Source organism: Bartonella sp. AP65SXKL, assembly GCF_042195725.1.
Lineage (GTDB): Bacteria > Pseudomonadota > Alphaproteobacteria > Rhizobiales > Rhizobiaceae > Bartonella.
Genome location: NZ_JBHIOW010000002.1, coordinates 1 through 12,408, shown reverse-complemented (window position 1 = coordinate 12,408; position 12,408 = coordinate 1). Strand labels below are relative to the sequence as shown.

Genomic DNA, 12,408 nt, shown 5'->3' with positions numbered 1-12,408 from the left:
GTAAGAATCTTCCTTATTCTGTGCTTTTTTCTTCTACACAGTGGATGGGCTTTTCTTCTTTTGGATCATTAATAAGATCGTAAAATATGGCTTCATTTTTAGTTATCCACCAAATGTATTGTCCACCCACATATTTTCCTCCAGAAGCGGCAATTACATTAGAACCAACGATGCGCTTACCGTTCCATTTTAAATCAACAAGCGCAATATTGCCAGCATTATAATAAGTTGCTTCAACATACTCTTTGCTTGTTCCCATATCGCATTGATAGGAGACGGTCTCTGTTGTTGGTTCTGGATCATCTGGTACTTCAATGACTAAAGAACTTGCTAATGCATTAATTGAACCGAGGAGGAGCACACTTAAAGTAATGAAAAATTGTTTAGTAAAAGAAATTTTTTTCATAATATTTCCCGTGTTATTTAAAATAATAATGTTGACTCATCTTTACAGAGGATAGGTTTTTTTTCTTCTGGATCCTGAGCAAGGTCATAAAGAGTGACTTCTTTGTTCTTCTCCCACCAGATATACTGAGCTCCTGCAAATTTTGCTCCTGTTGCCGCGATGACATTAGCAGCAATGACACGATCACCGTTCCATTTGAAATCAACCAACGAAATATTATCAGCATTAAGATAGACTGCCTCAATGCGCTCTTTACCTGCTCCAGTTTCACACTGATAGGTAATGGTCTCTGTTTTGGGCTCTGGATTGTCTGGTACTTCAATGATTAAAGAACCAGCTAAGCTATTGTTTGAGCTGAAGAGTGATAAACTTAAAGCGGTGAAAAATCCTAAAATGTGCAAAGTTTTTTTCATGATGCTTCCCTATATTCCTAATATTGTGCACAAAGAATAATTTGACTGATACGATGGTGTCTACGGCAGGATTCGAACCTGCGACCCCAGGATTCATACCACTTCGATTTTCACCGCCAGCCTTATCGGCTGTTTGTGGTCTGGACTGTCTCTTCACCTTGAAGCTTTTGCTCTTTAGGTGCTGCCCGTTCAGTCTCTACACCTTTCTCTCATTTGAAAAGAGACTTGGCTCGGGATTGGCATACAGTCGCCCATGAAGCTTTCCCCGAATTTGAGCAGATTCACTTTGAGGATTTCTCCTCAAAGTGCCCAATTTCTTTAGGAATCCTGTGCTCTATCCTACTGAGCTACGCAGACATCATCATGTTAATCTTTAATAGAAGTATAAAAACGAATCAATTATATTCAATATGAATTAACGAATTTCTGTTAATTTTTGTTCCAAAAAGGATAAAACGGCATCTGGTGAAACATTTTTTGCAATAAATGATTGGCCAAGTCCGCGTGTTAAGATGAAAGTCAAATTGTTTTGCGAAACTTTTTTATCTTGGGCAAAGAGAGTCATTAAAGTTTCAGCATCTGGTAGACACCCTGGGATATCCTTTAATTGTGTAGGCAATCCTATAAATTTGAAGTGCGCTTCAATGCGTTGTATAAGCGTGGGGCTTATTAAATTTAATTGAGCAGAGAATTGATGAGCTAGAATCATCCCAATTGCTACGCTTTCGCCATGGATTAAACGGTTGGAGTCATAAGCGGTTGCTGTTTCAAGCATGTGTCCAAATGTATGGCCAAGATTTAAGAGTGCGCGCTCTCCCGTTTCGTACTCATCCCGTGCTACAATGTCAGCTTTAAATTGGCATGAGCGAACAATGGCCTCTGTTCGCATAGGGCCATTAGAGAAAATTTTCTGCCCATTTTTTTCAAGCCACTCAAAAAAGTCAGGTTGGTTAATGAGACCGTATTTTACTATTTCTGCGTAGCCAGCGCGAAATTCACGCGGTGGCAGGGTATCAAGAAGACACGTGTCAGCAATAACGCATTGTGGTTGATAAAAGGCACCAATAAGATTTTTGCCATATTGGCTATTGATTCCCGTTTTTCCACCAACAGAAGAATCAATTTGTGCAAGAAGCGTTGTGGGCATTTGAATGAAGTTCATGCCACGGCGGATTATACTTGCCGCAAATCCTGCTAGATCACCAATGACACCACCGCCAAAAGCAATAACACAGTCGCCTCTTTCTAAGCGTGCAGCAAGAATTTGATCGATAACAACTTGCAGGGTTGAAAATGATTTTGATTGTTCTCCCGCTTCTACAATAATAGGGACAGTATGAATTTTATTTTTTGTTAATTCTGCTTGCAATATCTCTAAATGAAGGGAAGCAACATTTGTATCTGTAACAAGTGCCAAGCGCGTTTGATGAGGATCTTTTTTATTAAGAGCATGTTTAATTTGTGAAGCAGCTTGTGTAATCAGACCCGGACCAATGATGATATCGTAACAGTGTTTGTCCAGTTTAACAGTGACGGTTTTGGTTTGCATGCTGGTTATCCCTATTGTTAATTTCTGTGTATAGGTAGTGCTGTACGGATCGTATAACATTTTGTGCTACGGTATGACGGCTTTCTTTATGACTGTTAATTGTTAAGTTTGCCTTTGCATAGATAGGATAACGCTGTTCCATGAGTTTTTGCATGGTTTCTTTAGGATTGACTGTTTGAAGCAGGGGACGTGTTGGGTGCTTTGAGACACGTTGCATGAGGATATCAAGATCGACTTTTAGCCATATGGATATACCATTTTGGTGAATGGCTTTTCGGATATTTTCATTTATGTAGGCACCACCACCTGTTGCTAAAACAAGGGGACTTTTTTTCATGAGGTTTAGAATAACACGCTGTTCAAGAGCACGAAATTCGGATTCACCATAAATTTCAAAGAGTTCCGTGATTGTCATTTGTGCAGCTTTTTCAATTTCTTGGTCAGAATCATAAAAAGGTAAACGAAGCATGGTGGCGACGCGTTTTCCGATCACTGATTTGCCTGCCCCCATAAGACCAACAAGGACAAGTGCTCTTTTATCAAGGGACGATAAGAGCTGATTCTTTATTTGTGTTATGGGGACGCGTTTTTGTCGATTGCTTTTCATAACTTTATTTCGGCATTTATCCATCTTAAAGTCAATTCCTGTTAATCTTTGTGAGGCATAATACGAGATAGAATATTTTTGGGTAGGTTATTGTCTTATGCCAACATTGACTAGATTTTTGATGATTCTTTTCATTTTGCTTTCTGTTCTTTTCATTATAATGGGTGCTCTTGTGGTTTGGGTTGAACCAGTAACTGTGGATATGTACATTGATGTTCCCTTGAATTCATGGAATCTTTCTACGGAAGCGAATCAATGAAATGAAAAGTGGTGCTGTGATAGATCATTTTCTTGAGATGATGAGTGCGGAGAGAGGGGCTTCGTCTCATACGCTTGCGGCTTATCAGCATGATTTGCAGTGGGCACAAGACGAATTGTCTTCACACTCTGTTTCGCTTTTTTCAGCACAAAAAGAAGATTTAATTACTCTTTTGTCACTTATGCATACTTTTGGTTTTGCGGCATCGTCGCAAGCGCGCCGTTTATCAACTTTGCGTCAGTTTTATCAATTCCTTTATGCTGAAGGGTTGAGAGCAGATGATCCCTCTCATGATATTGATGCACCTCGTCAGAGGCGTCCTTTGCCCAAAATCATGAGTGAAGATGCAGTGATAAAATTGCTTGATTTTGCGGAGTTAGAAGTCAACCAAGCAGACTATGGGTCCAAAGGTTATTTCCGTGCACTGCGTCTTCAGCTATTGATTGAAATGCTTTATGCAACAGGGTTACGTATTAGTGAGTTGGTGAGTCTGCCGGTTCAGTCTGTTCGAAGGAATGAATACAGCGTTTTGGTTCGTGGTAAGGGCAAAAAAGAACGAATGGTGCTGTTATCAAAAAAAGCATGCCAAGTTCTTTCACAGTGGTTAAATTTGCGTGATCAGGGAAAGGACGCTACGAGTTCTTATCTTTTTCCTGCGCATTCCGAGACAGGATATATTGCTCGTCAAGTCGTTGCACGAGAGTTGAAAAATCTCGCTAGAAGAGCAGGGATAGGAAGTGATAGCTTTTCTCCCCATGTGTTGCGTCATGCTTTTGCTAGTCATCTTTTGCAAAATGGTGCTGATTTGCGTGCCGTTCAACATTTGTTAGGTCATTCTGATATTGCTACCACTCAGATTTATACCCATGTGTTGGAAGAGGGACTTTATCGTTTAGTCAATGAGCATCATCCACTTGCCGATGAGCAAAAGGCTCGTTAAAGAAAAGGTGATGTTTTTGAAAAAGACTTTATAAAGCAAATTATAAGTGTATAAGTGACACTGAATGAGTTGACACAAATGTATAATTATCTTGATTTTGAAAAACCAGTTGCTGATCTTGATGGGAAAATTCTTGAATTAAAAAAAATTTCTCAGGAAAAAGGCAGTCTTGATATGAGTGACGAGATTGCTCGTCTTGAAACGCGTTCCCAAACAGCGTTGCGCGATATTTATAAAAAATTATCGCCGTGGCAAAAAACACAAGTCGCTCGTCATCCGGATCGTCCCCATTTTATGGACTATTCTAAACGCCTATTGAGTGACGTTACGCCTTTGGCCGGAGATCGCAAGTTTGCTGAAGATGAGGCTATTCAAGCGGGGTTTGCACGCTTTAAAGGTGAGGCCGTTGCTTATATCGGTCAAGAGAAAGGTCACGATACGCAAACACGTTTGCGCTATAATTTTGGTTCTGCGCGTCCAGAAGGCTATCGTAAAGCTGTACGTATTATGGAAATGGCTGACCGCTTTGGTTTGCCACTCCTCACTTTTATTGATACAGCAGGTGCTTATCCTGGGGTAAGCGCTGAAGAACGTGGGCAAGCGGAAGCAATTGCTCAATCAACAGCTACAACTTTGCGTTTGAAAGTTCCTGTGGTTTCCGTTGTTATTGGAGAAGGCGGTTCTGGAGGGGCGATAGCAATCGCGGCTGCCAACAAAGTTTATATGTTGGAGCACGCAATTTACTCTGTTATTTCACCAGAAGGAGCAGCTTCTATCTTATGGCGTGATCCAGCTCGTGCAAAAGATGCTGCAATGAATATGCGTATTACCGCTCAAGATTTGTATCGCTTAAAGATTATTGATGGCATTATTTCGGAACCTTTAGGGGGAGCGCATCGTGGCAAAGAGATTGTCATTGATGCAACGGGTGATGTTATTTCAGAAGCTTTAAAAGCTATGGCTGGAAAAGATGGTCAAGTGCTTAAACAAGAGCGAAGGGAAAAATACCTTCAAATTGGTCGATCTCTAACATAGGTTATTTTTTGTGAGGGGTGTTGGATTGGAGTTTTATTCGATGACATTTAGCAGATTCCTTGCTGTGTGTGTGTTGTTTGTAATGGGACTATTGACAGCATGTGAAGGAAGATTACCAGCCTCTATTCGCGCTAAAGTTGAGCAGCCGTTGCCGCAAGAAATCAAAAATAGAATGGTTCTGTATGATATAGATCCCTATGCACCGATTATGATGCGGTTTTTTAAGGAAGAAAATCTTGCTGAAGTTTGGAAGCAATCTCGTTCAGGACCTTTTATCTTGGTTGCTCGCTATGGCATTTGCAAATGGTCTGGTAAGCTTGGACCTAAATATAAAGAAGGGGATCTTCAGACACCAGAGGGTTTTTATACTATTAGCGCAAACCAAATGAATCCTTATTCAAAATATTATCTCTCTTTTAATATAGGATTTCCTAACCTTTATGATCAGGAAAATGGTCGCACAGGAAGCAATCTTATGGTGCATGGTTCTTGCTTTTCCGCAGGTTGTTATTCTATGAGTGATAAGAACATGGCTCAGATTTATGCGTTTGCACGGGATGCTTTTAAAGGAGGACAAAGAGAGTTTCAGTTGCAGGCTTTTCCTTTCCGCATGACCGAGGATAATATGTCACGTCATAGCAAGAATCCTCATTATCAATTCTGGGTTATGCTTAAGAAAGGTTATGATTTTTTTGAAAAAAATCGTCAACCTCCAACTGTTGAGGTTTATGGAAAACGTTACGTTTTTAATCGCGATATTGATAAAAATTCAGTTTCTCTAATGCAGTGAGTGTTATTGTATCCTACTGCACCGTAAACACTATCACTTAATAATGGTGATACAGGATACGCAAAAACTTTGCACATAAGGTGTTTAAGTGAGTAGTCAATATTTTAAAGCGCAGAGTTTTTTCATAGAGCTTATGTAAGTAAATCATATGAAGTGGGAAGCCAAGAGGAATTTTCTCAAAGAAGTTGGATTGTTTGCACATCGTTACTGGTATCAATCTTCGTTTTTAGTGAAGAGTAAGTTAACATGAAATGTACCTCTCTTTTTATTTCTTTCAAAGAGTTTTATTCTTTTATGCTGTAAAATATTGTCTTGTCGTGCTGTTATATAAGATACATTCACATATTTTAAAATGCGATATTGCCTCTGTCTGATTTTGTTTTTTTCTTAACAGGGATTTTGATTTCAATTAGCTTGAATAAATATAGAGTTGAGCAGAATATTTTAGAACCAAGAATTTGGCCAATCGGTCTGTGAAATGAATCACATGAAGTGGTTTGCAGATGAAGCGCATTTAGAGAGAAAACAATCTGTTTGCAGATTGATGGGTATTAAATTTTTTATCATAACAATTTGATTTATAATGATAATTTAGTGTTATTCAAGTTAAATTAGAACCCTGAATACCGTAAGCTTCTCTCATTTCAAAGCCGTTCCATGTTGAATAAATTAAAACCATTTTCTTGCACGTTACAAGCGGGGATAACCGCGTGGGTGAAACTGTGCAAGAAAGACTAAAATGCTTTTTACAAACCGTCTCAAGTACCAAGGGCTTGTTTCAACATTGGGAATTAGCAAAGTGTGTAATGGTGCCGGTTTGCTTCTTTAAAAGCATAAAGATGGTGGTGCCAATGAATTTAATATTATATCATTGAAGGGGAGAAAAAATTAAAATTTTATTCCTGGAATGACCAGAGGATTTTCTAAGAGAGCTGTTTTGTCTGCAGTATCTATTGCTGGTTTATTAAAAAAAGCATTGAGGAGCTTTTGTATTGCGTCTTTTTCAACACCATCGGCAATGATGACAAAACGTGTTTGTTTTATTCCTTTTGGCCATGCCGGCAATCTTATGGGAGGATGAAAAAATGTTTGTACGCCATGTAATACAAGTGGGCGATAAGGGTCATCACGCAATGCGATAATTGCTTTAATACGTAATAATTTTGTACCATAACGCTCTTGTAGGAGATCTAAAAAAGCTTCAATTGTGGCGTAATCAACAGGACCCTCACAGTTTAGTGAAAAGGTACGAATGGTTTTATGGGGGGTATGATCATGTGGGGTAGTCGTAAGATTTTGTTTAAGTTTTTTATTTTCTACTTTTTCATCCCATAATGTGTTATTTATTAATAGATTTGAACAGAAATCTTTAGAATGGGCGTCAATGATTTGTGCTGTAGGATTCATTGTTTTAAGTGTGCTAAGGAGTGCATCTGAAAGCGTTTGTGGGTCTCTAAGATCTGTTTTGGTGAGAATGATTTTATCAGCAAATATTAATTGTTTATATATTTCAGGATAGCGCTTACATATGGAAAGTGGACTTAATGTATCAAATGTTGCAAGAACAGCATTTATGGACAATGTTTGAATAAACAATGGGTGGCTTAAAAGTATTTGTAAAATAGGGGCGGGATCAGCCATCCCTGTGGTTTCAATGATAATATGATGGAGTTGTTTGATCTGTCCTGTCTGAACGCGATTTATTAAATCAATTAATGTGTCGATGAGATCACTGCGTAAATTACAGCATAAGCAACCATTGGCAAGCTCAATAATTCCTTCTGTCGTTTTTTCAACCAGAAGGTGGTCAATACTGATTTCGCCGAATTCATTGATGATAACAGCACATTCTGTTAGAAGAGGGTCTTGTAGCATACGGTTGAGCAAAGTTGTTTTGCCAGAGCCTAAAAAACCCGTAATAAGCGTGAGAGGGATGCGCTTTATTTTCATGTTAATCATCAATCATAGTTTTGTTTTTAAAAAATATATCTCAGTATGTCTAAGCAATTTATAATGATGTCCGTGAGGGATATAATGGTTAATCCCCCATGAAATCCATTGTACCACTATCTTTACGCTTATAAAGGTAGGTGCACGTGGGTATATTATACACTTTTAGCGTCAATGTTATGATAATTTTTGGTTCTTGAAAGGACTTATAGGAAGGATTTTTATTCCTTGTTTTAATTATTTTATCTACATGTTCATCCACCTTGTGGCGCGCAAGAGACTGGTTTTATTGATTCAACAAATACAGATTTGAAATGAGAGAATCTTACAATACTTGTGGTTTTGACATAAGGTACAAAATAATTAATTATCATTATAAATCAAAGTATTATAATTAATTGTAGATTATGATTTATGGCTTTTTATAGAATGGTTTGCGTGCCTTTTATACGGAATATAGGGTTTTCTTAGTGGTTTTACTGTCATTTTAGGTGTTTGTGGCGTACGAATGAGGTGTACTGATAAAGGATGAGAAAAAGAAGGTGGAGCAGTGATAAAAGGTGAGGTGAGAATAATATTTCCTTGATCATCATATGAATTTGCATGCATTTTTATGGCTTCAGGTGTGCATGTTTGTTGTCTCATATTGTTGGCTTGTGTTATGTTGCTCCCATAAGGTTTTAATGTTGCTAGTGTTAATTGGGGGCTTCCTTGGTGCAAAAATCCTATTTCAAGAAGTTGTGCAGCTTTTTCTTCTCTTTCACTTATGTTGTTAGCACCTAGAATGACAGCAATAATTGTACGTTTATTGCGGGTGGCTGAGGCAACAAGATTAAAACCAGAGGCACAAATAAAGCCTGTTTTCATACCGTCTATCCCATAAAAACGGCCAATGAGGTTGTTTGAGTTATGTTGGATTTTTCGATTATTACCAAAATCAATGGCTGGAATAGAAAAATAATGAGCATATTGTGGAAATTCTCGACGTATTTGAACGGCTAAAAGAGCAATATCGCGTGCCGTGGAGTAGTTTTGAGGATCTGGTAAACCACTTGCGTTCGCAAAATGGGTGCCAAACATGCCTAAACGTTTAGCTTCGCTATTCATTTTACGTACAAAATCTTTCTGTGAACCCGCAACAGCTTCACTCATGGCAATGGCTAAATCATTGGTAGATTTAACCATGGTGATACTTAAGGCTGTATCAAGTGTGAGTACAGAACCAGCTTTATAGCCTGAACGATATGAGGGAGCTTTTGCGGCGTATTCGCTGATGGTGATATGTTTGTTTGGTGAAACTTCCCCTCGGCTCATGGCACGAAAAATAACATAAGCGGTCATTAATTTTGTCAAGGAAGCAGGATACCAACGCTCAAAAGCTTGATTATGTTTTAAGATACGCCTCGTTGTAACATCAACAGAAATAAAAGGCTGCGCTAGAGCAACAGCGCTGGATAAACTCAAAATCACAGAAAAAAATAAATTATAGAAGAGACGTCGCATTAATTTAAATCTAGTTCCCTCTTATTCGTTATTTAGAATTGTTTTAATGTAGCACACAAAGCATTTAAATCTAGGATAGGAAGGAAAGATGGTTAATTGCTGTATCCGTTGTGTCTGTGGGATAAAAACCAATTCTCATTTTTATTTTCCCCTTGAATTTGGTTTGATGACTTAAGTATCTCAAGAAATACTTTTTAAATAATGAAGATTGTACAAGATTTCAGGCTCTTGGAGGGATTGAATTTCTCAGAAAGGAATGAATCTGCATAATCATGCATTTTTCTTGCTCTCCTGTTAGGATAGCCCTTGGCACTTGAGACGGTTCGTAAAAAGCATTTTAATCTTTTCTTGTATCGTTTTATTCACACAGATATCCCCGCTTGTAATGTGTAAGAAAATGATTCTAATTGATTCAACCTAGAATAGATTTGAAATGAGAAAATCTTACGGTATTCAGGGTTCTCATTCAAGTTGAATAACGCTAAAACATCCTTATAAATCAATGAGATGTATGTTATTTAAATGATTTTAAAGAGAGGAAGAATTCTTTTTCAAAAAAATTTACACATTGATCATTTCTTATCATGTACAAGTGTTTTACAATTTTAAATTAGAAAGTTTGAAGTATCTTTCTTATATTTTTGTTCCCTATACTCCGCTCAATATACAAAGTTATGCATTATTCTTATCAATCAGTGCATTGTTTCATGTTGATTTAGTTTTTGAAGTTTCTGAACAGCGTATGGTGGCATAGGAGGAGGGGTAGGGTCTTGAGCTGCTAAGAGAAGCAGTTCATCACACGCTTTTTCAGTTTTTTGGACAAGTTGATCTAGAAAATCACGTTTGCTTAAACCAGCCTCTATCGGGGGAAGAATACGGACACGAATTGTTCCGGGATAGCGGCGAAAATTATTGCGTGGCCAATATAAACCCGCATTATGTGCAATAGGAACAACTTGAAGTCCTAATTCATTATAGAGCGCGACAATTCCCGACTTATAATCTGGTTCTTGACCGGGTTGTCGGCGTGTTCCTTCGGGAAAAATCAAGATTTGGCGCCCTTGTTTTACTTTCTCTTTTGCTTTTTGTATAATCATTTTTAAGGCTTTGATGGGTGTTGTGCGGTTAATGGGGATAATTTGCGTTTTTGCCATATACCAGCCAAACAATGGAATCCACATCAATTCACGTTTTAAAATGAGAGTGGGATCATCAAAATAAGGAACAAGACTGAAAGTTTCCCAAGCCGATTGATGCTTTGGAGCAATGATATAGGGTCCTTTGGGAAGATTTTCTAAACCTTCAATCTCATAACTTGTGCCTGCGATGTATTTTTGCAAAAAGAGTGTAACGCGCGCCCATGTTTTAGGGACAATCCATGCCTTTTTGCGGGGCATTAAAAAATAAACGGGAGCGTAAAGAATCATTTGTATGAAAGTTGTTGTATAAAAAGCGAACGTAAAAAGAATAGAACGAAGGATAAGCACTACATTTTCCATTTTATATCTATAAGAAGACTTCATATATAATATAATTCACATGAGAAAACATCTTCTTTATGTTTTTTCAAGCATCTATTTTTTCGGTAACTCATTTTCCGATATTTAAAAACAGAAGGAAAGAGGTTAATGGAATTACAAAAAGATAAACTTTTTATTCCACGGATTTTATCTATTGCGGGAACAGATCCTTCTGGTGGCGCTGGAATGCAGGCGGATTTGAAGGTTTTTTCAGCTATGAAAACTTATGGTATGAGTGTGGTTACAGCTGTTGTTGCACAAAATACTCAGGGTGTGCGTTCTTTTCAGGCATTAGATGCTTCTTTTGTTGCAGATCAAATTGATTCTGTTTTTGAGGATATCCATGTTGATGCCGTTAAAATTGGTATGGTTGCAAATGCTCAGATTGCACAGGTTATTGCAGAACGTCTTGCTTATCATAAAGCGCGTTTCATTGTTTTTGATCCGGTTATGGTTGCAAAAAGTGGTGATGTTCTTTTAAAGTCTGATGCAATTGAAATTATGCGTGATGTTCTTGTGCCGATGTCAACTTTGATCACGCCAAATTTGCCTGAAGCTGCACTGTTATTGGGGCGTGAAGTGCAATGGTCTTTAGAGACTATGTATCAATATGCTCCACGACTCTTGGCGCTAGGGTGTCATGCAGTTTTGTTAAAAGGGGGACATTTGAATACGCTGACCAAAAATAGTACAGAAAATTACGATTGTTCTAGTCCAGATCTTTATTGTGATTGTGAAAACCTTGTTATACTTGAAGCCTCTCGTCTTTCAACTACTCATGATCATGGGACAGGGTGTACCATTTCTGCTGCCATTGCAGCTCTGTTACCTACCCAACCTTTGGATTGCGCTGTTAAACAAGCAAAAGATTATTTGCATGGCGCTTTAACTGCCTCAGATGCTTTAAAAGTAGGGAAAGGGCGAGGGCCGCTTCATCATTTTTATGCATTATGGAAAGATTAATACAACGGTTGATAGTGAAAAATCTTCACTCTATGAATTTGTTTCGTCATTATATGATGTTTTGGACTTATGACTGATAAATGTTAGCGTATTGTAGCTTAACAGTTATTTTGTATTAAGAAGGATAAGAAAAAATGTTATAATTTGCTTCTTTTATATATTTTTTACGATTAATCTATCCTGTTTTAGAGGCAATTTTGAGTATAAAAAAGAGAGCAAGGAATTGTAAAATCAGGATTTGATAGCAAAAAGAGTAGAGGGAAAGACCTTTTACAAGGCGATATTAAAGCTAGCGGATCCACTATATTCGCTGTTTCTTATATTGGTGGCAAAACAGCCATTCAACCGATTGCACAATTTGCGGGGGCGGGGCATGCCAATTACTCTGTGAGAGAACAAAGAGACAAAGACCGTTCCCCCATCACACACAATCAAAATGTCACAGTGCATGTTAATGGGGCGCGTGAACCCAT

At 38.1% G+C, this 12,408-nt stretch carries 11 protein-coding genes; 4 read left to right on the top strand and 7 right to left on the bottom strand.

Going from position 1 to position 12,408, the window contains the following annotated elements:
* Positions 1-13: 13 nt before the first annotated feature.
* The 4 genes from ACFIMP_RS01525 to ACFIMP_RS01510 form a co-directional block, all read right to left on the bottom strand.
* A complete protein-coding gene (locus tag ACFIMP_RS01525) occupies positions 14-406 on the bottom strand; it encodes an MliC family protein (RefSeq protein ID WP_375611316.1) in 393 nt (130 codons plus the stop codon).
* A gap of 17 nt (positions 407-423) precedes the next feature.
* Complete coding sequence (locus ACFIMP_RS01520) at positions 424-819, bottom strand: MliC family protein (protein WP_375611315.1); 396 nt, start codon at positions 817-819, stop codon at positions 424-426.
* 415 nt (positions 820-1,234) lie between these two features.
* On the bottom strand, positions 1,235-2,368 hold the full coding sequence (aroB, locus tag ACFIMP_RS01515) for a 3-dehydroquinate synthase (protein ID WP_375685921.1): 1,134 nt from the start codon (positions 2,366-2,368) through the stop codon (positions 1,235-1,237).
* Positions 2,343-2,975 (bottom strand): shikimate kinase, encoded by a 633-nt coding sequence (locus tag ACFIMP_RS01510; protein ID WP_375685958.1) that lies wholly within the window; start codon positions 2,973-2,975, stop codon positions 2,343-2,345. The genes aroB and ACFIMP_RS01510 overlap by 26 nt, the downstream gene beginning before the upstream one ends.
* Positions 2,976-3,235: 260 nt before the next feature.
* Between ACFIMP_RS01510 and ACFIMP_RS01505 the strand changes: the two genes are divergently transcribed.
* The 3 genes from ACFIMP_RS01505 to ACFIMP_RS01495 all read left to right on the top strand — a co-directional run bounded on the left by ACFIMP_RS01505 (position 3,236) and on the right by ACFIMP_RS01495 (position 5,999).
* Positions 3,236-4,174, top strand: a complete 939-nt coding sequence (locus tag ACFIMP_RS01505; RefSeq protein ID WP_375611313.1) for a site-specific tyrosine recombinase XerD — start codon at positions 3,236-3,238, stop codon at positions 4,172-4,174.
* Between the two features lie 78 nt (positions 4,175-4,252).
* Positions 4,253-5,209, top strand: coding sequence for an acetyl-CoA carboxylase carboxyltransferase subunit alpha (locus tag ACFIMP_RS01500; RefSeq protein ID WP_375611312.1), 957 nt, complete (start codon positions 4,253-4,255; stop codon positions 5,207-5,209).
* 40 nt (positions 5,210-5,249) lie between these two features.
* On the top strand, positions 5,250-5,999 hold the full coding sequence (locus ACFIMP_RS01495) for a L,D-transpeptidase family protein (protein WP_375612743.1): 750 nt from the start codon (positions 5,250-5,252) through the stop codon (positions 5,997-5,999).
* Positions 6,000-6,887: 888 nt separating this feature from the next.
* Here ACFIMP_RS01495 and ACFIMP_RS01490 read toward each other — a convergent pair.
* The 3 genes from ACFIMP_RS01490 to ACFIMP_RS01480 form a co-directional block, all read right to left on the bottom strand.
* Positions 6,888-7,949, bottom strand: coding sequence for a CobW family GTP-binding protein (locus ACFIMP_RS01490; protein ID WP_375685920.1), 1,062 nt, complete (start codon positions 7,947-7,949; stop codon positions 6,888-6,890).
* A gap of 405 nt (positions 7,950-8,354) precedes the next feature.
* On the bottom strand, positions 8,355-9,452 hold the full coding sequence (locus ACFIMP_RS01485; protein ID WP_375611309.1) for a D-alanyl-D-alanine carboxypeptidase family protein: 1,098 nt from the start codon (positions 9,450-9,452) through the stop codon (positions 8,355-8,357).
* A 692-nt stretch (positions 9,453-10,144) separates the two neighbouring features.
* Complete coding sequence (locus ACFIMP_RS01480; RefSeq protein ID WP_375628565.1) at positions 10,145-10,951, bottom strand: lysophospholipid acyltransferase family protein; 807 nt, start codon at positions 10,949-10,951, stop codon at positions 10,145-10,147.
* A 129-nt stretch (positions 10,952-11,080) separates the two neighbouring features.
* Here ACFIMP_RS01480 and thiD point away from each other — a divergent pair, with 129 nt between their 5' ends.
* Positions 11,081-11,935: a bifunctional hydroxymethylpyrimidine kinase/phosphomethylpyrimidine kinase gene (gene thiD / locus ACFIMP_RS01475; RefSeq protein ID WP_375612742.1), complete on the top strand. Its 855-nt coding sequence runs from the start codon at positions 11,081-11,083 to the stop codon at positions 11,933-11,935.
* Positions 11,936-12,408: the final 473 nt, after the last annotated feature.

What these genes read in the sequence shown, in the direction of transcription:
- ACFIMP_RS01490 (WP_375685920.1), bottom strand. Translation starts at nt 7,949, where the DNA reads ATGAAAATAAAGCGCATCCCTCTCACGCTTATTACGGGTTTTTTAGGC.
- ACFIMP_RS01525 (WP_375611316.1), bottom strand. Translation starts at nt 406, where the DNA reads ATGAAAAAAATTTCTTTTACTAAACAATTTTTCATTACTTTAAGTGTG.
- ACFIMP_RS01480 (WP_375628565.1), bottom strand. Translation starts at nt 10,951, where the DNA reads ATGGAAAATGTAGTGCTTATCCTTCGTTCTATTCTTTTTACGTTCGCT.
- aroB (WP_375685921.1), bottom strand. Translation starts at nt 2,368, where the DNA reads ATGCAAACCAAAACCGTCACTGTTAAACTGGACAAACACTGTTACGAT.
- thiD (WP_375612742.1), top strand. Translation starts at nt 11,081, where the DNA reads ATGGAATTACAAAAAGATAAACTTTTTATTCCACGGATTTTATCTATT.
- ACFIMP_RS01510 (WP_375685958.1), bottom strand. Translation starts at nt 2,975, where the DNA reads ATGAAAAGCAATCGACAAAAACGCGTCCCCATAACACAAATAAAGAAT.
- ACFIMP_RS01505 (WP_375611313.1), top strand. Translation starts at nt 3,236, where the DNA reads ATGAAAAGTGGTGCTGTGATAGATCATTTTCTTGAGATGATGAGTGCG.
- ACFIMP_RS01485 (WP_375611309.1), bottom strand. Translation starts at nt 9,452, where the DNA reads ATGCGACGTCTCTTCTATAATTTATTTTTTTCTGTGATTTTGAGTTTA.
- ACFIMP_RS01520 (WP_375611315.1), bottom strand. Translation starts at nt 819, where the DNA reads ATGAAAAAAACTTTGCACATTTTAGGATTTTTCACCGCTTTAAGTTTA.
- ACFIMP_RS01495 (WP_375612743.1), top strand. Translation starts at nt 5,250, where the DNA reads ATGACATTTAGCAGATTCCTTGCTGTGTGTGTGTTGTTTGTAATGGGA.
- ACFIMP_RS01500 (WP_375611312.1), top strand. Translation starts at nt 4,253, where the DNA reads ATGTATAATTATCTTGATTTTGAAAAACCAGTTGCTGATCTTGATGGG.